15 protein-coding genes and 1 riboswitch are annotated in these 19,296 nt (G+C 65.0%); of the genes, 11 read left to right on the top strand and 4 right to left on the bottom strand.

Annotated features, from left to right (window positions below):
• Positions 1 to 389: 389 nt before the first annotated feature.
• The 6 genes from ubiK to G3446_RS12530 all read left to right on the top strand — a co-directional run bounded on the left by ubiK (position 390) and on the right by G3446_RS12530 (position 7,602).
• Complete coding sequence (ubiK, locus tag G3446_RS12505; protein WP_164453166.1) at positions 390 to 656, top strand: ubiquinone biosynthesis accessory factor UbiK; 267 nt, start codon at positions 390 to 392, stop codon at positions 654 to 656.
• Positions 657 to 671: 15 nt separating this feature from the next.
• Positions 672 to 2,192, top strand: coding sequence for a YifB family Mg chelatase-like AAA ATPase (locus G3446_RS12510; RefSeq protein WP_164453167.1), 1,521 nt, complete (start codon positions 672 to 674; stop codon positions 2,190 to 2,192).
• 56 nt (positions 2,193 to 2,248) lie between these two features.
• Positions 2,249 to 4,150 (top strand): ATP-binding cassette domain-containing protein, encoded by a 1,902-nt coding sequence (locus G3446_RS12515; protein WP_164453168.1) that lies wholly within the window; start codon positions 2,249 to 2,251, stop codon positions 4,148 to 4,150.
• A gap of 100 nt (positions 4,151 to 4,250) precedes the next feature.
• Complete coding sequence (locus G3446_RS12520; RefSeq protein WP_164453169.1) at positions 4,251 to 4,706, top strand: DUF2939 domain-containing protein; 456 nt, start codon at positions 4,251 to 4,253, stop codon at positions 4,704 to 4,706.
• A 1-nt stretch (position 4,707) separates the two neighbouring features.
• Positions 4,708 to 5,001, top strand: a complete 294-nt coding sequence (locus G3446_RS12525; protein WP_164453170.1) for a hypothetical protein — start codon at positions 4,708 to 4,710, stop codon at positions 4,999 to 5,001.
• Between the two features lie 96 nt (positions 5,002 to 5,097).
• Positions 5,098 to 7,602 carry a glycogen/starch/alpha-glucan phosphorylase gene (locus G3446_RS12530; RefSeq protein WP_164453171.1) on the top strand — a complete coding sequence of 835 codons (2,505 nt, stop codon included), beginning with the start codon at positions 5,098 to 5,100 and terminating at the stop codon, positions 7,600 to 7,602.
• A 101-nt stretch (positions 7,603 to 7,703) separates the two neighbouring features.
• On the opposite strand, the gene G3446_RS12535 is transcribed toward G3446_RS12530, so the two are convergent.
• The gene (locus G3446_RS12535) at positions 7,704 to 8,756 is read right to left on the bottom strand and encodes a rhodanese-like domain-containing protein (RefSeq protein WP_164453172.1); all 1,053 of its coding nucleotides are present in this window, start codon (positions 8,754 to 8,756) and stop codon (positions 7,704 to 7,706) included.
• 489 nt (positions 8,757 to 9,245) lie between these two features.
• Positions 9,246 to 11,138: a phosphomethylpyrimidine synthase ThiC gene (thiC, locus tag G3446_RS12540; RefSeq protein ID WP_164453173.1), complete on the bottom strand. Its 1,893-nt coding sequence runs from the start codon at positions 11,136 to 11,138 to the stop codon at positions 9,246 to 9,248.
• A 186-nt stretch (positions 11,139 to 11,324) separates the two neighbouring features.
• Positions 11,325 to 11,494, bottom strand: a riboswitch (TPP riboswitch).
• A gap of 40 nt (positions 11,495 to 11,534) precedes the next feature.
• On the opposite strand from thiC, the gene G3446_RS12545 reads away from it, so the two are divergent.
• Both G3446_RS12545 and G3446_RS12550 read left to right on the top strand, forming a co-directional pair.
• Positions 11,535 to 13,709 (top strand): EAL domain-containing protein, encoded by a 2,175-nt coding sequence (locus G3446_RS12545; protein ID WP_164453174.1) that lies wholly within the window; start codon positions 11,535 to 11,537, stop codon positions 13,707 to 13,709.
• Positions 13,710 to 13,719: 10 nt separating this feature from the next.
• Complete coding sequence (locus G3446_RS12550; protein WP_164453175.1) at positions 13,720 to 14,331, top strand: hypothetical protein; 612 nt, start codon at positions 13,720 to 13,722, stop codon at positions 14,329 to 14,331.
• A 94-nt stretch (positions 14,332 to 14,425) separates the two neighbouring features.
• On the opposite strand, the gene G3446_RS12555 is transcribed toward G3446_RS12550, so the two are convergent.
• Both G3446_RS12555 and phaE read right to left on the bottom strand, forming a co-directional pair.
• The gene (locus tag G3446_RS12555) at positions 14,426 to 15,493 is read right to left on the bottom strand and encodes a class III poly(R)-hydroxyalkanoic acid synthase subunit PhaC (RefSeq protein WP_164453205.1); all 1,068 of its coding nucleotides are present in this window, start codon (positions 15,491 to 15,493) and stop codon (positions 14,426 to 14,428) included.
• Between the two features lie 54 nt (positions 15,494 to 15,547).
• A complete protein-coding gene (gene phaE / locus G3446_RS12560; RefSeq protein WP_164453176.1) occupies positions 15,548 to 16,642 on the bottom strand; it encodes a class III poly(R)-hydroxyalkanoic acid synthase subunit PhaE in 1,095 nt (364 codons plus the stop codon).
• Between the two features lie 149 nt (positions 16,643 to 16,791).
• Between phaE and G3446_RS12565 the strand changes: the two genes are divergently transcribed.
• From G3446_RS12565 to G3446_RS12575, 3 genes are all read left to right on the top strand, one after another.
• Positions 16,792 to 17,976 carry an acetyl-CoA C-acetyltransferase gene (locus tag G3446_RS12565; RefSeq protein WP_164453177.1) on the top strand — a complete coding sequence of 395 codons (1,185 nt, stop codon included), beginning with the start codon at positions 16,792 to 16,794 and terminating at the stop codon, positions 17,974 to 17,976.
• Between the two features lie 134 nt (positions 17,977 to 18,110).
• Positions 18,111 to 18,587, top strand: coding sequence for a polyhydroxyalkanoate synthesis repressor PhaR (gene phaR, locus G3446_RS12570; RefSeq protein WP_164453178.1), 477 nt, complete (start codon positions 18,111 to 18,113; stop codon positions 18,585 to 18,587).
• A 175-nt stretch (positions 18,588 to 18,762) separates the two neighbouring features.
• A complete protein-coding gene (locus G3446_RS12575; RefSeq protein ID WP_164453179.1) occupies positions 18,763 to 19,128 on the top strand; it encodes a phasin family protein in 366 nt (121 codons plus the stop codon).
• Positions 19,129 to 19,296: the final 168 nt, after the last annotated feature.

Genomic DNA, 19,296 nt, shown 5'->3' on the forward strand with positions numbered 1-19,296 from the left:
TCCGGACATGTCAGGGAGTTTCTTTGGGGCCAAGGCCGGCGCCCGGAATTCAGCCGGCGGCCCGGGGTGACGTATCGCCGCTTTCAGCACGTAACATGCCAGTAAAGCGCATAGGCGAGGATCGCGACGTTTTTCGGTCTCATGTGCGAAAGTCGCCACATAAGTTTGCACTGATTTGATGCGCGGCGACCGTTCGTCGCGAACGGCTGCGCCATTTTGGTGCGGCCCGCCGCGCAGACGGCCTCGGTCACGACGCCCTATAATGGACCGCTGACAGCGTCCCAAGCGGGGTCTCCGGCTTGGCCCTCGGAGCGGGCATTGCGCCCGAGGCCGCGGCGGTCAGAATCCGCGGCCCAAGAATGAGTCCGCCCCCTTTGCAGAGGTATCCTATGCTCGATCCAAAACACTTCGATGACCTGGTGCAGCGACTTTCCTCGGCCATGCCGAAGGGGATTCAGGTGTTGCAGGAAGACATCAACAAGAACGTCCGGGCCTCGCTGGAGGCCGGGCTGTCCCGGCTCGATCTGGTGACGCGGGAAGAATTCGACGTCCAGTCCGCGGTGCTTGCGCGCACGCGCGAAAAGCTCGCCGCCTTGGAGGCTCAGGTCGGGGAGCTGGAGCGGGCGCTGGATGCGGGGCGCGCGACGGCGGACTAGACCTGCAGCCCAGGTGTGGCTCTCTGTGTCCTCCATAGCCGGGCGCGCGTCGGCATCCATGCCCCGGCGGTAACTGTCGAGGTCCACCTCTCCGGCGGTTTGCCGGCGCTCTCGATCGTCGGCCTCCCCGAGATGGCGGTCAAAGAGAGCAAGGACCGGGTGCGCGGTGCCCTGCTGAACGGACGCTTCCGTTTTCCGGACGGCCGGGTGACCATCAATCTGGCACCCGCGGATCTGCCCAAGGACGGCGGGCGTTTCGATCTTCCGATCGCGGTGGGCATCCTCGGTGCCTCGGGTCAGGTGCCTGCGAACAGGCTCGATGGCTGCGAGCTGATCGGAGAGCTCGCGCTCTCGGGTCAATTGAGGCCAATCCAGGGTGTGCTGCCGATCGCCCTCGCGGCCCGTGAGGCTGGCCGCGAGCTCATCCTGCCGAAGGAGAATGCCGACGAGGCCGCCTTGGTCTCCGGCTTGGTGGTGCGTGCGGCGGGGCACCTCATGGAGGTCTGCGAGCACCTGAGCGGGACCACCGCATTGCCTGACCATGCCCCCGAGCGGCCCGCCGAGCCGGTGTCCGACTATCCCGATCTGGCCGATGTGCGCGGTCAAGAGCAGGCGAAGCGCGCCTTGGAGGTTGCCGCCGCCGGCCAGCACAGTCTCTTGCTCATGGGGCCTCCGGGGACGGGCAAGTCGATGCTCGCCAATCGACTGCCCGGCCTCCTGCCGCCCTTGAGCGAGACCGAGGCGATCGAAACGGCGGCCATCCGCTCGGTTTCCGGGCGTGAAGCATTCGACCCTGCGCGCTGGCGCACGCGACCCTTTCGCGCCCCGCACCACACGGCCTCCGGCGTCGCCTTGGTCGGCGGAGGCAGCAATCCCATGCCGGGGGAGATCTCCTTGGCGAGCAATGGGGTGCTCTTTCTCGACGAGCTTCCGGAGTTCGATCGCAAGGTGCTCGAGGTGCTGCGCGAGCCGCTCGAATCCGGCGAGATCCACATCTCACGGGCGGCGCGCCAGGCGCGCTTCCCTGCGCGGTTCCAGCTGGTCGCGGCCATGAATCCCTGTCCGTGCGGCTATCTGGGCGATAGCGGCGGACGCTGCCGCTGTACGGCGGATCAGATCGCGCGCTATCGCGGGCGCATCTCCGGGCCGCTGCTGGATCGCATCGACATGCATGTGGAGGTGCCCCGGATCGAGGCCGCGCATTTCGCGACCCCGGCCGCTGCCGCTGCGGAGAGCTCAGCTCAGGTCCGCGCGCGCGTCATCCAGGCGCGTGCGTGCCAGCATGAGCGGGCCGAGAAGGTCAACAGCGCCCTGACGCCGCGCGAGATCGATCGAGATTGTGCCTTGGACGCGGCCGGGCGGAATCTGATGGAGCAGGCGCTGGCGCGCCTCGGGCTCTCGGTCCGCGCCTATCACCGGATTCTCAAGGTCGCACGGACCATCGCCGATCTCCAGGGCGCCGAGGCGATCCAAAGGGTTCATCTCAGCGAGGCCATCGGCTATCGTCGCCTGGATCGTGGCTCGCCCACGCCCTAGGTCGGCGCGCAACGCCGGATCCGACGCCGCCGGCCCCATTTTTCCGATCAATCGACATGCTGCAACTTCAAGACCTGAGCCTCAGACGCGGGCCCAACCTGCTGCTCGAAGGGGCCTCACTCACCATCTATCCGGGACAGAGGGTTGGTCTGGTCGGGGCCAACGGATGTGGAAAGTCGAGCCTGCTTGCCGTGCTGCTCGGAGAGCTGCACGCCGATACGGGCGAGGTGCAAATCCCTCAGTCCTGGGAGCTGGCCCATGTCGCCCAGCATACGCCGGACACGCAGCGCTCGGCGATGGACTTCGTCCTCGATGGCGACCGCGAGCTGCGTCAGATCGAGGCGGAGCTGGCGCAGGCGGATGCCGCTGGCGACGGACTGCGTCACGCCGAGCTGCTCGGGCGCTACGAGAACATCGACGGCTATGGCGCTCAGAGTCGTGCCGCCAAGCTGCTGCACGGCCTAGGGTTCAAACCGGGCGACGAGGCGCGGCCGGTCAATAGCTACTCGGGAGGCTGGCGTATGCGCCTCGCCTTGGCGCGCACCCTTATGTGCCGGTCCGACCTGCTGCTGCTGGACGAGCCGACCAACCACCTGGATCTGGATGCGGTCATCTGGCTCGAGGGCTGGCTCAAGGCCTATCCCGGGACGCTCATCCTCATCTCGCACGACCGCGACTTCCTCGACGCCGTGGCCAGTCACATTCTGCATCTGGAGCGCCAGCGCCTGACGCTCTATCAGGGCAGCTATTCCGCCTTCGAGCGCCAGCGCGCCGAGCGGCTGGCGCAGCAGCAGGCCGCTTACGTGCGCCAGCAGCGCGAGATTGCCCACATGCACAGCTTCGTCGAGCGCTTTCGCGCCAAGGCGACCAAGGCGCGTCAGGCGCAGAGCCGTCTCAAGGCATTGGAGCGCATGGAGCTGATCGCGCCCGCGCACATCGACTCGCCCTTCCGCTTCAGCTTCGACTCGGCCGAGCATCTGCCGCGCCCCCTGCTGCGTCTCGATGAGGCCGCCGCGGGCTATGCCGAGGTCCCCATTCTCAAGGGGGTCGGCCTGAGCCTGAATCCCGGCGATCGCATCGGTCTGCTCGGGCGCAACGGCGCCGGCAAGTCGACCTTCATCAAGGTGCTGGCGGGCGAGCTCGATCTGCAGGCCGGCCGTTGCGAGCGCGCGCAAGACCTGAGAGTCGGCTACTTCGCGCAGCATCAGGTCGACCAGCTGCGCCCGGACGACACGCCGCTCGCGCACCTGCGGCGCCTGGATCCAGATGCGAGCGAGCAGGCGCTGCGCAGCTATCTCGGGGGCTTCGGCTTCGTCGGCGATCGCGCCCTGGAGCCGGTGGCGCCGCTTTCTGGCGGTGAGAAGGCGCGGCTCGTGCTCGCACTCATCATCCGCCAGAAGCCCAGTCTGCTCCTGCTCGACGAGCCGACCAACCACCTCGACCTGGAGATGCGCCATGCCCTGAGTGAGGCGCTCCAAGGTTTCGAGGGTGCCCTGGTGCTGGTCTCGCACGACCGCCACCTCCTCAGGGTCACGAGCGATACCCTGCTGCTGGTCCATGACGGCGCGGTGGAGCCTTTCGACGGGGATCTCGACGATTATCCCGCTTGGCTCGCGCGCACCGACCCAGACGCGGCAACTGCGGCGGACGCTGAGACCCAGCGCGAGGTCGTCGATCGCAAGGCGCTGCGCAGACAGGCGGCCGAGGCGCGCAAGGCGCTGCAGCCGCTGAAGCGGCGCGAGCAGGAGCTGGATCGGCGACTCGCTGCGCTGAGCGAGCGACGGGCGAGCCTGGAGCAGGCATTGACGGCGCCCGGCCTCTACGAGCCCGAGGCCAAGGAAAGGCTGCTGACGCTGCTGTCGGAGCAGAGGCAGGTCAATGCCGAGCTCGAGGCGGTGGAGTCCGACTGGCTCGAGGTGAGCGAGGCCATCGAGCAAGCGCAGGCGGCCAGTGCATGAGGGCGTTCGCGCCATGAGGCTCGCTTCCCATGGGCTGTCCGGACGCGGACGCGCGCTCGCCGGCCGTGTCTGGCGTAGGTCACGGATTCCGACGCTGAGCATGACGGCTGTTCTGGCCGTCATGCTTCTGGCCTTCATCGTCTGGCCTTATGTCGCCCTCTGGAATCTGCATCTGGCCGTGATGCATGACGACCGGGCGGCACTTGCAGCCATGGTGGACGTCGACGCCGTTCGCGACGAGATCGCGCGGCGCCTGAACAAGGAGCGCGACACCGTGATCGGCGAACTATCCGACGCCTTCATCGAGTGGCTCGAGACGGGGATACGCCAGTATGGCAAGGACGCGCTCGAGACCCAGGTGACACTGGGCTGGGTCCAGGACCAGCTAGTCGCCGCCACGGCCCCGGGGCTGGGATTTCTGTCCGCGCTGTCCTATGGCTTCTTCGACAGCCCGGGCGGCTTCGTGGTCCGCATGGAGCGGGGCGATGGCACCCCGGTCACGCTACGGCTGCGGCTGAGCGGTGCGCATTGGCGCGTCACCGCGGTATATTACTGAGATGGCCGACCTCAAGCTCAAGGCCTCGGCCCGGGCGCGTCAGCTCGTCGCCCCCTTGCTTGCGCCCAGCGAAACACCATTCAAGGACTATTTGAAGGCGACGGATTATTGCTCCGCCGTCATGAGCTATACCAACCTGCAGGAGGACCGTGAGTACATGGCCCAGTGGCGGGCCGCCTTCGCGGCACTCATGGTGGCTGGCGATGCCGAGCGCGCGCGCTTGCTCGCGCGGCTGCGCGCCGACTTCAAGCAGGGCCGCTCGCCCCTCCCGAGCCTGACGTCCAACCGCCGCTGAGCCGCGGCCCGATCCCTTTCGCAAAGGTCCTGTCTCGGGGCCGAAGCGAGTATGATTTTGTCGTCCACTCCGAGCTGCTTAAGGAATCCCAGGCGCATGTCTTCTCTGACGAATCCCATCAAGAATCACCCGAACGATCAGGTCTTCGATCTTCCACCGCTGGCGATGGACGCCGAGGGATTGTCGCAGGACTTCAAGCATTACTACGCCCACACCTTCGGGCGGGACCGCGATTGTCAGTCGGCCTACTACCCCTACAAGGCCTTGGCCATCACCCTGCGCGACCGCTTGATGGAGCGCTGGAAGCGCACGCGCCAGGCCTATGACGACAAGCGCTGCAAACGCACCTACTACCTGTCCCTCGAGTTCCTGATGGGGCGGACGCTCTCCAACGCCATGCTCAACCTGGACGTCGACGGTCCCGTGGAGAAAGGGCTCTACGACCTCGGCCTGATGCTGGAAGAGATCGCCTCGAACGAGCCGGACCCCGGCCTCGGCAATGGCGGCCTGGGGCGGCTCGCGGCCTGCTTCCTGGACTCCTGTGCCACCCTGCAGCTGCCCGTGCGAGGCTACGGCCTGCGCTACGAGTACGGCATGTTCCGCCAGCTGATCGAAAAGGGCGAGCAGGTGGAAGAGCCGGATCACTGGCTGCGCGACGGCAACCCCTGGGAGCTGGAGCGGCCGGAGTTCACGCAGCGGATTCAGTTCGGCGGGCGCACCGAGAGCTATACGGATCACGCTGGCCGCTTGGCCGTGCGCTGGGTCGATACGCATGACGTTCTCGCTGTCCCCTACGATATTCCGGTGCCTGGCTATCGCAACGACACCGTCAATACGTTGCGCCTGTGGAAGGCGGCGGCCACGGATGAGTTCGACTTGGACGAGTTCAACGCGGGCAGCTATCCCGAGTCCGTCGCCCAGAAGAACGCGGCCGAGCACATCACCATGGTGCTCTACCCCAATGATGCGAGCGAGAACGGCAAGGAGCTGCGGCTGCGCCAGCAATTCTTCCTAGCCAGCGCCAGCCTCAAGGACGTGCTGCGGGACTGGGTGCGGCTGCATGGAAAGGATTTCAGCCGCTTCGCCGAGCTGAACTGCTTCCAGCTCAACGATACCCATCCGGCGGTCTCCGTGGCCGAGCTGATGCGCCAGCTCATGGACGATCACGGTCTGGAGTGGGGCGAGGCCTGGGATATCACGACCAGCACCATGGCCTACACCAACCACACCCTGCTGCCCGAGGCCCTTGAGCGTTGGCCGGTGCGGCTGTTCCGCCAGTTGCTGCCGCGCATCCTCGAAATCATCTTCGAGATCAATGCCCGCTTCCTCGCCGAGGTCTCGCTGCGCTGGCCGGGGGACAACGACCGTCAGCGGCGCATGTCCCTCATCGAGGAGGGCTACGAGCCTCAGGTCCGCATGGCCTACCTGGCAATCGTCGGCAGCTATTCGGTCAACGGTGTGGCGGCGCTGCACTCGGAGCTGCTGGTGGAGGGACTCTTCCGTGATTTCCACGAGCTTTGGCCGGAGAAGTTCAACAACAAGACCAATGGGGTTACGCCGCGCCGCTGGCTGTCGCTCTGCAACCCAGGACTACGCGACCTCCTGGACGAGACCATCGGCACGGACTGGGTCTACCATCTGGATAAGCTGTCCAAGCTGGCGCCCCACGCGGACGATGCGAGCTTCCGCAAGCGCTGGCATGCCATCAAACAGGACAGCAAGCAGCGCTTAGCCGATGTTGTCGGTCAGCTCTGCCGGGTCGAGTTTCCGGTCGAGGCGCTCTTCGACGTCCAGGTGAAGCGCATCCACGAATACAAGCGCCAGCTGCTCAACATCCTGCACGTCGTCCACCTCTACAATCGCATCAAGCGCGGCGACACGGAGAATTGGACGCCGCGCTGCGTGCTGATCGGCGGCAAGGCCGCGCCCGGCTATGTGATGGCCAAGCAGATCATCCGCCTGATCAATCACGTGGCGACCGTCGTCAACAAGGATCCGGCGACCGAGGGCTTGCTGCGTGTCGCCTTCATCCCGGACTATCGGGTCTCGCTCATGGAGGTCATCGCCCCCGGAACGGACCTGTCCGAGCAGATCTCGACGGCCGGCAAGGAGGCCTCGGGCACGGGCAACATGAAGTTCATGATGAACGGCGCGGTGACCATCGGGACGCTCGACGGGGCCAACATCGAGATTCGCGATCAAGTCGGCGAGGAGAATTTCTTCCTCTTCGGTCTCACCGCCGCCGGGGTCGAGTCACGTCGTCAGCACTATGACCCCAACGGCATCATCGCCAACGACCCGGCGCTGATGGATGTGATGAATCTGCTCGAGTCCGGCCACTTCAACCAGTTCGAGGGCGGGCTCTTCGACGCCGTCATCGGATCGATCCGCAATCCGCACGATCCCTGGATGACCGCCGCGGACTTCCGCAGCTACCTCGAGGCCCAGGAGCGCGCCGCAGCCGCCTACCAAGATCGGGACCATTGGGTGCGGATGAGCATCCTCAACGCGGCGCACAGCGGGCATTTCTCGTCCGACCGGACGATCGAGGAGTACAACCGCGACATCTGGGGCCTGGAGAAGGTGCTGCCCCAAGCTTAGGTCGCGCGACGGGCGCGATTGGCTGCTAAGGTCGGGCTTCGAGATCGGGATCGCACGCTCGTCTCGATGCCCTTCTGGGCTCGCCCGCGCGCCCGTGGACGTCAGTCGACGGGCTCGGTCAGGGGATCGCTCCAGGCCAGGATGCCTCCAGCCATGCTGACAACGTCGAAGCCGAGCTCGCTCAGCTGAAAGGCGGCGACCGAGCTGCGCCGTCCGCTCCGGCAATAGGCGACGTGGCGGGCAGTCCTGTCGATCTCGTCCAGCCGCGTGCGTAGCTGCGAGAGCGGGACGTGCAGGGCCTCTGGGATGTGCCCTTCGTCGAATTCCTCCTCCAGCCGCACGTCCAGGGCGACATGGCCACTCTCGATCATGGCCTTGGCCACGGGCGTCTCCACCTCGCGCACCAGTGGCTTCGCCAAGAGCTGCTCAAAGACATCGCGTCGTAGCTCAAGCAGCATCCCATCTTCCAGCATCCGCACAGTGACCGCGCTGCTCTTGCCCGTGAGGAGACTCTCTTCGCCGAAGACGGCCCCGCGCGTCAGCTCCCCGGCCTTCATGGGGATGCCTTCCTCGTCGTCGATCCGCCACAGCTCGGCGCGTCCGGCCGCGACGACGAAGAAGCTGTCCGTCTCCCGACTCATCTTGGCGATCTCCTCTCCCGCCTTGACCTTGCGCTCGCGTAGGCTCGTCAGCGCACGCTCCGCGTTCTCCAGCGGGATGCGGCGGAATGGGGCCGTGTCTCGCGCCAGCCGAAGGTCGTCCTCGCGGAGCCCATCAGGTGCCACGACGCTCTCGGCCACCTCTTCCAGGGTGAGGAGGTAGTCGGCGAGCGCGGTATCGACGTGACAGAGCTGAGAGTCTTCGAGGGCGTCTATGGTGACTGCCGCCGGAAGGCAGGGCAGCTCGATATGACCAAGCGCGCTCGCCGAGACCTCCCTGCGCGCTCCGGCCGCATCGGTGATCGAGATGCGGCCGATGGCGACATAGAGGCGGTCCGGAAGCTCGCTGCCGGTGAGTCGAAGCTGCTCGCCCTCGCGCAGATCGAAGAGGCGGAAGATCTGCAGGGATTCCAGCAAGGCGCGCTCGGAGATGCCTGGGAAGGCGTAGAAACGCTCACGCAGGATCTTGAGGACACGGGAGGTCTTGATGCTCATGAGGGGCCATCCAAGATTCGGGATTTGAACCGCAAAGGTGCGAAGGGCGCCAAGGAAAACAATGGCTTGTCTTATTTCTGGTGCTCGCCTCACGGGTGAGGCTGGAGAGATTGGCATGCGCCAACCGGCTGCTCCGAAGAAGTTGGCCGCTGAAGGCCGGGAGCCGACCGCTTCTTCAAGGACGAAGGATAGCCCCCGGCGGGACGGCAGGCTTCGTTGTCCATGTCATCCGACGCGGCCGGAATCTCGTGTCTGGGGCGTTTCGGGCAGTTAGAAGCCGTTCAGCGCTTGTTTCCCGATTCCGCGCTGCGGGCTCGAAAACGGCTGAGTTGCCCTAGTGATCCATGTGCGAAGACCTCTTGGCAACGCTGCCGCTGATACAGGGGGAAGCTATTGATGGGCTATCCCCGAGGAGCGGTTAGTCGGCATCCTTGCGTGGCCGAGCCAACCGCTGGGCTGGCCCGGCCTCAGGGGAGCGGAACAGGTCGATCAGACCTCCTTGTAGATCGCGGCGCCCTTCTCCCGGAACTCGCGGGCCTTTTCCTTCATGCCTTCCTCGACGGCCGCGTCCACGTCGCCAATGCGGTGGGCGTCGGCATAGTCACGCACGTCCTGCGTGATTTTCATGGAGCAGAAGTGAGGTCCGCACATGGAGCAGAAGTGGGCGACCTTGTGCGAGGCGTGCGGCATGGTCTGGTCGTGGTACTCGCGGGCGCGGTCGGGATCCAGCGAGAGGTTGAACTGGTCTTCCCAGCGGAACTCGAAGCGGGCCTTGGAGAGCGCGTTGTCGCGAATCTGGGCGCCGGGCAGCCCCTTGGCCAGGTCGGCGGCATGGGCCGCGATCTTGTAGGTGACGATGCCGTCGCGCACATCCTGCTTGTCCGGTAGGCCCAGGTGCTCCTTGGGGGTGACATAGCAGAGCATGGCCGTGCCGTACCAGCCGATGTTGGCGGCGCCGATCCCTGAGGTGATGTGGTCGTAGGCGGGTGCGATATCCGTGATCAGTGGCCCCAGAGTATAGAAGGGGGCCTCGTGGCAGTCCGCCAGCTCCTTGGTGACGTTCTCCTGGATCATCTGCATGGGCACGTGCCCGGGGCCTTCGATCATGACCTGGACGTCGTGCTCCCAGGCGAGCTTGGTCAGCTCGCCCAGGGTTTCCAGCTCGGCGAACTGGGCGCGGTCGTTGGCGTCGGCCAGCGAGCCGGGGCGCAGACCGTCGCCGAGGCTGAAGGCGACGTCATAGGCCTTCATGATCTCGCAGATCTCCGCGAAGTGGGTGTAGAGGAAATTTTCCTGGTGATGGGCGAGACACCACTTGGCGAGGATGGAGCCGCCGCGCGAGACGATGCCGGTGAGTCGGTCGGCGGTCAGGGGCACATAGCGCAGCAGCACGCCGGCGTGGATGGTGAAGTAATCGACGCCTTGCTCGGCCTGCTCGATCAGGGTGTCGCGCATCAGCTCCCAGGTCAGCTCCTCGGGCTTGCCCTCGACCTTCTCCAGCGCCTGATAGATGGGCACGGTGCCGATGGGCATGGGGGCGTTGCGCAGGATCCACTCGCGCGTCTCATGGATGTTCTTGCCGGTCGAGAGGTCCATCAGGGTGTCGCCGCCCCAGCGCGCGGACCAGACCATCTTCTCGACCTCTTCCTCGATGGAGGAGGTGAGCGCCGAGTTGCCGATGTTGGTGTTGATCTTCACCCGGAAGTTGCGCCCGATGATCATGGGCTCGAGCTCGGGGTGATTGATGTTGGCCGGGATGATGGCGCGTCCGCGGGCGACCTCGTCGCGGACGAATTCGGGTGTGATGGTCTCCGGCATGCCGGAGGCGAAGTCTTGCCCCGGGTGCTGGCGCAACAGCTTGGCGTAGCGCGGGTCCGCGCGCAGCTCCTCGAGCCGCATGCTTTCGCGGATGGCGACATATTCCATTTCGGGTGTGATGATGCCCTTGCGCGCATAGTGCATCTGGGTCAGGTTGCAGCCGGGCTTGGCGCGGCGGGGCGTGCGCAGGTGCTCGAAGCGCAAATGGGCTAGGGCCGGGTCGTGCTGGCGCTGGCGGCCGAAGGCCGAGGTCGGGCCATCGAGCAGCTCGGTGTCGCCGCGCTCCTCGATCCACTGCTCGCGCACCGCGGGCAGGCCGCTCAGGAGATCGATCCGCGCATCCGGGTCCGTGTAGGGGCCCGAGGTATCGTAGATCAGCACGGGAGGATTTTCTTCCGGCCTGGCGTTGGTCTCCGTGGGCGTCAGCCTGACCTCGCGCATGGGCACGCGCAGATCGGGACGGGAGCCGGTGACATAGACCTTGCGCGAGCTGGGGAAGGGCTGGGTGACGTCTTCGGAAAGCTGGGCGGTCTTGCGGACGAATTCTTGTGGGATGGCGCTCATCTAAACTCCTGGAGGCTGATGCAAGGCACAGGATGGCGCCTTGGACCTGGGTGCTCGAAGCTGGCTGACTGGGGGCCTTGAAGAGCGCAGTGGGATGGTCGATCCATCCCCGCCAGGGCAGGTCGGGAGGAAAGCGTCGTGGTCATGGCCGCTCGTCCGAACTGAGGTCGGAAATGGCGAGCGCGCCTGATACCTTCTCTGCTTTCCTGCGCCGGCATGATCCGGTTCAGGTTCAAAGGGTCTTCTCTCAGCCCGGGACTGCGCCTCGCCGGCTCGGACCTCGGCTGGACGTCACAGGCCCGAGCACCGAAAATCCAAGCCTAAGCGGGTCGTCACGGACACCCCCAGCAGCATTACTCGCTCGAACCTAGCGAAAGGGAGCGGCGATTTCAATAGATGGACGCCGCAATCGATCTGCCAAGCCCGCTGCCGGCCCCAGGTGGGGCGCGGCCGGCGGCCAGACCAGAGATCAGGGCACATCAGGATATGACATCGACGACCAGCGCACCGCAAGAGAATCGCGTCTTCTACCTGGGGGCGGACAGGGGGCTATTGGCCGATCTCGAGCCGCTGCTCCAGCCCAAGGGACTGCGCATTGCATCCTTCGAGAACGCTTACGACTTGGTTCGGGAGCTGGCGGACGCCGCACCTGAGGTCGCCATCGTAGAGACGGCGGCGCTGCCGGAGGAAGACGGGCTCGCAAAGCTGGTTGCCGAGCTCCGCCGCGCGCGCGGGCAGACCAAGGTCATCTGTATCGCGCGCGACGATCGGCGTGAGGATGCCATGGAGGCGCGGCTGGCTGCGCTGCGTGCCGGCGCGGCGAGCTATTTGGCGGCGCCGGTCTCACCCAGGCGCTTGGCCGCGCGCGTGCTCCGCATGTGCGGGCTGGTCGAGACGACGCGCTATCGCATCCTGATCCTGGACCAAGACGCCAAACAGGCCAAGAAAATTGCGACGCTGCTCGCCAGCATCGGCATGGAGACGCTGGTGCTGGACGCGCCGATGAAGCTGCTCGCCCGCATGCAGGCATTTCGACCGAATCTGGTGCTCATGAGCCTGTACCTCGAGGGAGTGACGGGCTCGGAGCTCACGGCCATCATTCGTGATCACGACGATTTCTACGGCATCCCTATCCTCTTCCTCTCCGATGAAGACGACCTCGGCAAGCAGTTGGCCGCGCTCAAGGCCGGCGGCGATGGTTTCATCCACAAGCCGGTCAAGCGCGCCGCGCTGATCGCCGCCGTCGAGTACCGCATGCGCATGTCACGCTGGCTGCAGGACAGGCGCACCCTGGTCAATCGGCGTGAGACCGCCACCGGATTCCTGCCGCGTGACGTCTTTATGCGGCATCTGGAGCAGATCGCCAAGGCCGGCGCTCCCCAATCCGGGGCCATCGCCCTCATCCTGGTCGATTTGGACGAGCCCCAGCGTTTCCTGGACAAGCTCGGCCTGACCGTCACCGAGAAGCTGCTGCGCGCGCTCGAGGGCGTCTTGAGCCGGCTCATGGTCACCGAGGACAGCGCGACCCGGATGGCGGACTTTCGCTACGCACTGCTGGCGGCGCGTGAGGATGTCGGCGCGCTCGAGGCGCTGGCGACCTCGCTGTGCCAGCAGATCGCCGGTCTCGAGCCGGAGGATCGGGAGATCGACTTCAGGATTGCCGCCAGTCTCGGCGTCGGTCTGCTGGATTCGCCCTCCGAAGACGCCGTCACCATGGTGGCGCGCGCGGAGAAGGCCGTCGCGGGCGCGCGCTCGGTCGGCGGCAGTCAGGTGCATGTCTGGTCGTCGCAGCCAACGGCGGGCGCGAGTCCAGAGGCGGAGTCCGTGGTCAAGCGTCTGGTGAGCGCCGCCTTGGCCCAGGACGGTTTTCTGCTGCTGTTTCAGCCCGTCTTGGCCTTGAGTCAGTCGGACGATGAGCTGTACGAGGCGCAGATCCGCATGCAGACGCTGGATGGAGAGCAGATCCCACCGGCGGATTTTCTCTCCGTCGCCGAGCGCTCCGAGATGATGCCGAGGGTCGATCGCTGGGTCCTGCGTCGGGCCTTCGAGGTGATGAGCGCGCAGCGCGAATCGCACCCTGGCCTCAAGCTCTTGGTGCACCAGAGTGTCGGGACATTGTCGGCGCCCGAGTGGTTTCCCTGGCTTCGCGACCAGATCCTCACGCTCAACCTGACGCGGATGTACCCGCTGCTCGAGTTTCAGATGACGGATGTGCGCCAAAACCGTGCCGAGACCAAGGTGCTGATCGACCGTCTGGGCCGCTACGGGATCCAGATCTGCGTGGCCAACGTCTCCGGAAGCCGCGACGAGGTATCCCTGCTCGGGCGAATTGGCGTGAAGCTGGCCAAGCTATCGTTCAGTGTCGTGCGCAATACCGACCGCGCGCGGCTGACCGAGATCGTGCAAGCCTTACAAGCGCGCGGCATCGCGGTGATCGCCCCGGGCATCGATGATCAGGAAACGGTGTCGCGCGTCTGGACATGCCGACCGGACTTCATCCAGGGTAGCTATCTCCAGCCACCGAGCCAGGAGCTGAGCTTCGACTTCCATCGCATGTCGCGCGAGGCCTGAGTCCTGGCCAATGGTGAGCACAGCAACGACCTTCTCCCCCGCCGATTCTGAGGCCGCCTTGGCCAGCCACACGGGCCGCATGGTGCTGACCCCGGCGGACCCGCATGCCAGTCCGCAGGTCGGGCTGCTGGTCGAGGCGCTCGTTGAGACGGGATTCGTCGGCGAGCGCTTGGAGATGTCCGAGGCGCCGGCCTATCGCATCGGTCCGGGATTTCTCAGCCTGCTCGCCTTCGCCGGCTGCGCGGTCAGCATCGCGTCGGATCCTGATGGCCAAGGCGGTTTCTGCCATATCCGGATCCCGCCGTCCTGGGAGCACCCCCATCTGCTGGTCGGCCGCAACACGCGCGCGCCTCGCTGCATCGGCTGTCGTGCGCGCTTGGTGGATTGGCGCGAGCGCGCCGCGCACTGGGCCTCTCATCCGCACGCCGGCGTGACCTGCCCGAGCTGCGGTGAGACGCGGCCCCCGTGGCTGTGGGACTGGAAGGATCAGGGCGGCTTCGGCCGCCTCTTCATTCTGGTCGAGGAGATCTTCCCGAGCGAGGCCACGCCGACCCCTGCGCTATTCGATCTGCTGATTCGCGCGAGCGGGACCGGGTGGCGCCATTTCTACGTGCAGGACTGACGAGCCAGCCGCCAGCCGCCAGCTGCCAGCCGCAGCTAGGCTCTTCGCTGGTAGCTGGTAGCTGGTAGCTGGTAGCTGGTAGCTGGTCGCGGCCCTAGGTCCGCTCGTTGAGCCACTTGCCGATGGCTGGGGTGACCTCTTTCTGCGCCTTGCCGCTGACGTAGATGCCGATGTGTCCGCCGGGGAAGGCGAGCTCCGTGTAGTCCTTGCTGCCGACGAGATCCTTGAGGGCTTTGGAGGCGTCCGGCGGTACCAGGTGGTCCTGCAGGGCATAGATGTTCAGCACAGGGCAGCTGATGTTCTTGAGGTCGATCTCGCGGCCGCCCACCTTCACGCCGCCGTTGATGAAGCCGTTGCTCTGGTAGAAGTCCTTGGTGAACTGGCGGAAGGTCTCGCCGGCCTGATCCGGGCTGTCGAAGATCCACTTCTCCATGCGCAGGAAGTTCTTGACCTTGTTCGGGTCGTCGAGCATGTCGACCATGTTGACGTACTTCTGACCGGTCAGGCTGAATGGCTTGAGCGAGAGGAAGGTCCAGTTCAGCAGCTCGCCGGGGATGTTCCCCATGGTGTCGACGGCCAGGTCGATGTCGACGTTCTGCACCCAGGCCGAGAGCAGGTTGTCCGGCGTCTTGAAGTCGACCGGCGTGACCATGGTGACAAGGTTGTTGACCTTGTCGGGGTGCAGGGACGTGTACATGAGGCTGAAGGCGCCGCCCTGGCAGATCCCGAGGATGTTCACCTTGTCCACCTCGTGGGTCTCGCAGAGGTGGTCGACGCAGCGGTCGATGTAGCCGTTGATGTAGTCGTCCAGGGTCAGGGCGCTGTCGGCCTGGTCCGGATAGCCCCAGTCGATGAGATAGACATCCTGGCCGGTGGCGAGCAGCCCTTTGATGGTGGAGCGGTCTTCCTGGATGTCGGTCATGTAGGGTCGGTTCACCAGGGCGTAGACGATCAGCAGCGGGGGCTGTCCCGGCGTGACGCCCTCTGGGGTCTCATAGCGGTAGAGGACGAGCTTGTCCTCGCCGTAGACCGCCTCCTTGGGGCTGACTCCGGTGTCGATGGCGTCCGCGTTGAGCAGGTTTTCCATGCCCTGGCCCAGCTTGCGGGTGTAGTCGAGCATCTCCTCGGAGAGCTTGTCCGGCCGAATGTCGATGGGAAGCATCATCTGTGTCCTCGCGGTGGTCTGTCAGTGGCGCTGCACGTGATCGTTTGGGTCTCAGTCGTCCGAAGCCGTGGTCTTCTTGGCGGCCGTCTTGCGCCGGGTCGTCGTTGCGCGCGTGGACGGCTTGGCTGTCGACCGAGTTGCCGGGGCCGAGGCCTTGAGTGCAGTTGCCGGGGCCTTGCCGCTGATGGCGGCGACCTGCTTCTCCAGTGCGTGGAGGGCTTGGCGAAGCTGCTTGTTCTCGCGGCGCGTCTCCTGCAGGCGCTCCTGCAGGGTGCGCAGCTCGCTGCGGGTCGGCATGTTCATGGCGCCGAGGTTCTCGTCGACCATGATCGCCAGTCGGCGCTTCAGCGCCATCTGGGCGTTGACGAGGCGCCCGTGGATCTCAGCGTACTCGGGCGTGGCGACCTCTTCGGCGTAGACGGCCTCGCAGGAGCTGACCCAGTTGTCATAGAGCGCTCGCGCGGAATCGATGCTCTTGCCGCTGTCGATCGCGCCCTGGATGAAGTCGCCCATGCGCTCAACGGATTTCATGCCGAGCCGGCTGTAGAAGGACGTGTACTCCTGCAAGGCGGCCTGATAATCCACGGAGCGGCGCATCAGCTCCTGATACTGGCTCTGCTCTTCGCGCGTGTATCCAAGGCCAGGGGCGGAGAGGGCGCGGTCGATGCGGTCCTTGAACTGCTCGTGCGGCATGTTGCGGAGCATGTCGCCGGGCATGGGGGACATGGACGACATCATGCGCTGCCAGTTGTCCAGCGGCATCTCCCAGAAAGACATCATGCGCTGCATGGTATTGCCGCTGTCGTCGAGCGAGCCGGTGAACTGCTTTTGCATGTCCTCCAGCGCCTTGGTCCACCAGGACAGCCCGTCGCTCGGAGCCGTGTCGCCCGGCTTGTTGGCGAAGGTCTCGGCCATGCGGAAGAAGCTCTTGCCCTGCTCCATCATCTTCTCCATGAAGGCTTGGGAGAAGTCGGGCGCGGCCGGCGACATGGCCTTCCACCAATGGTCCAGGGCCCCCTCCCAGGGCGTGGTCATCTTCTTGTCTTCTTCCAGGCCCATTGCCTTGCGGCTCATGTCTGCCCAACTGTCCCAATACTTGCGCTGAAGGTCGAGCCAGTTGTCAGTGAAAAAGCTATCGTTGCTCATGTAGTTGCCCTCCTCGGGATGAGATTGCGCAAAACTTAGCATGCGGATTTGTGCACTGCAACAAAGGTGCGTAGAATCCGCTCATCAACAAGCCCTCGGCCATTGAAACGAGGGCACTTCCACCTTCCACAGATGAGGACATCCACACCATGAGCGAGAACATCGTCATCGTCGATGCGGGCCGTACCGCGATCGGGACCTTCGGCGGCGCACTCTCATCCCTGGCCGCGACCGAGATCGGGGCGACTGTCCTCAAGGCCTTGATCGAGCGCACCGGGATTGCGCCGGAGCAGGTGGGCGAAGTGATTCTCGGTCAGGTGCTGACCGCCGGCTGCGGGCAAAATCCGGCACGCCAGACCACCCTAAGTGCAGGTCTCCCGCACAGCGTGCCGGCGATGACCATCAACAAAGTCTGCGGCAGCGGACTCAAGGCGGTCCATCTGGCCATGCAGGCGGTTGCCTGTGGTGATGCGGACATCGTCATCGCCGGCGGTCAGGAAAGTATGAGTCAGTCGTCGCACGTCCTGCCGCGCTCGCGCGATGGCAAGCGCATGGGCGACTGGAAGCTGAAGGACACCATGATCGTCGACGGCCTCTGGGATGCCTTCAACGATTACCACATGGGCGTCACGGCGGAGAATATCGCCAAGAAGTATGCCTTCACCCGTGAGGCGCAGGACGCGTTTGCCGCCGCCTCTCAGCAGAAGGCGGAAGCAGCCATCCAGTCCGGACGCTTCAAGGACGAGATCGTCCCGGTGAGCATCCCGCAGCGTAAGGGTGATCCGCTGGTATTCGATACCGACGAGTTCCCGCGTCCGGGCACCACCGCCGAGAAGCTCGCCAAGCTGCGCCCCGCCTTCGACAAGGAGGGTACGGTCACCGCCGGCAATGCCTCCGGCATCAATGACGGTGCGGCCATGGTCGTGGTGATGAAGGAATCCAAGGCCAAGGAGCTGGGCCTGGCGCCCATGGCGCGCCTGGTCGCTTTCTCGAGTGCCGGCGTGGATCCGGCGATCATGGGCACCGGCCCCATCCCGGCCTCGACCGACTGCCTGAAGAAGGCAGGTTGGACCCCTGCCGACCTGGACCTGGTCGAGGCGAACGAGGCCTTCGCGGCCCAGGCGATGTCCGTCAATCAGGAGCTGGGCTGGGATCTCAGCAAGGTCAACGTCAATGGCGGGGCCATCTCGATTGGGCACCCGATCGGTGCCTCGGGTGCCCGCGTGCTGGTGACGCTGCTTCACGAGATGCAGAAGCGCGATGCGAAGAAGGGGCTCGCGACCCTCTGCATTGGCGGGGGGCAGGGTGTTGCCTTGGCCGTCGAGCGCCCCTGAGCCTCGGCTTGAGGGCTGATCGCAGCCCTATTGCGTGACGATTCAACGCCTCGCCGGCTCGCCCCGGCGAGGCGTTGTCGCGAGTCGGGTACACTTGCCCGAAGCACAGACAAGCCCAAGCAGCTCAGGCGCCTATGAACAGCGAGCGAATCATCAAGAAATACCCGAACCGCCGTCTCTACGATACCGAGGTCAGCCGCTACATCACCCTCGCCGACGTCCGCGACCTGGTCATGAACAGCGCCAGCTTCAAGGTCGTCGATACCGCAAACGAGAGCGACATCACGCGCTCCATCCTGCTCCAGATCATGCTGGAGGAAGAGACCGGGGGCGAGCCGCTGTTCAGCGCCGCCATGCTGGCTCAGATCATCCGGTTCTATGGCGGCACGCTGCAGGGCATGTTCGCCCGCTATCTCGAATCCTCGCTGGACCTCTTCGCCAAGCAACAGCAGGAGATGGCCAAGGCCTTGAGTGAGACGCCGTTCGAGGCGATGACGCGCATGACCCAAAAGAATGTCGAGATCTGGACCGACCTGCAAGAAGACTTCATGCGCGCGGCCGGTTTTCCGCTGGGGCCTGATCGCAAGAAGGACGACGAGGGTGCGGGCTGATCCATGTTGCCAGCCTTAGCTGTTGTTTGGCTGGCGCGCAATTGATGGGGCCTCGGCGGCTTGCGGGGCGCTCAATAGAAAGAATTGCAAAATCTGGTGTTGACCGCGCCGCTCAGTCGGCTTATTGTGCAACGCAACATTGCTGCACTGCACAACAAACCTTCGGAGACGACACATGAACACGACTGACAGCATCAAGACTATGAACGAGTGGTCCAACAAGAGCGTCGAGCGCATGACCAGCCTTGGCGAGCTGAACGTCCGCATCTTCGAGAAGATGGCTGCGCGTCAGATGGACGCCATGACCCTGTACATGGATCACGCCATGCGCGTCATGAAGATTGCCACCGAGTCCAAGGGCTACAACGAGTTCTTGAAGGGTCAGGTCGACGCGACCAAGGATCTGGGCGAGCGCATGATTGCCGAGGGCAAGTCCACCATGCAGATCGCCAGCGAAGCCCGTGACGACTACCGTGGCTGGGTCGAGACGAACATGAGCGAGATCAGCGCAGACCTGCGCAAGAGCACGAGCGCGTCCTAATCGCGCGACCGGCCGCCCGGCGGTCCATGGAGGGACTGCCATTTGTCGTGACCTTGGTGATCGATAGGGATCGATTGATGGGCGTCACAACAAATGGGGGCAAGGCTTCACCGGCCATGCTTTGAGATGTAAGGTTCACAGTCAAAACAGAACGAGCGTTTGGAGGAG

Source organism: Thiorhodococcus minor, assembly GCF_010820565.1.
In the GTDB taxonomy this organism is placed as follows: Bacteria; Pseudomonadota; Gammaproteobacteria; order Chromatiales; family Chromatiaceae; genus Thiorhodococcus; species Thiorhodococcus minor.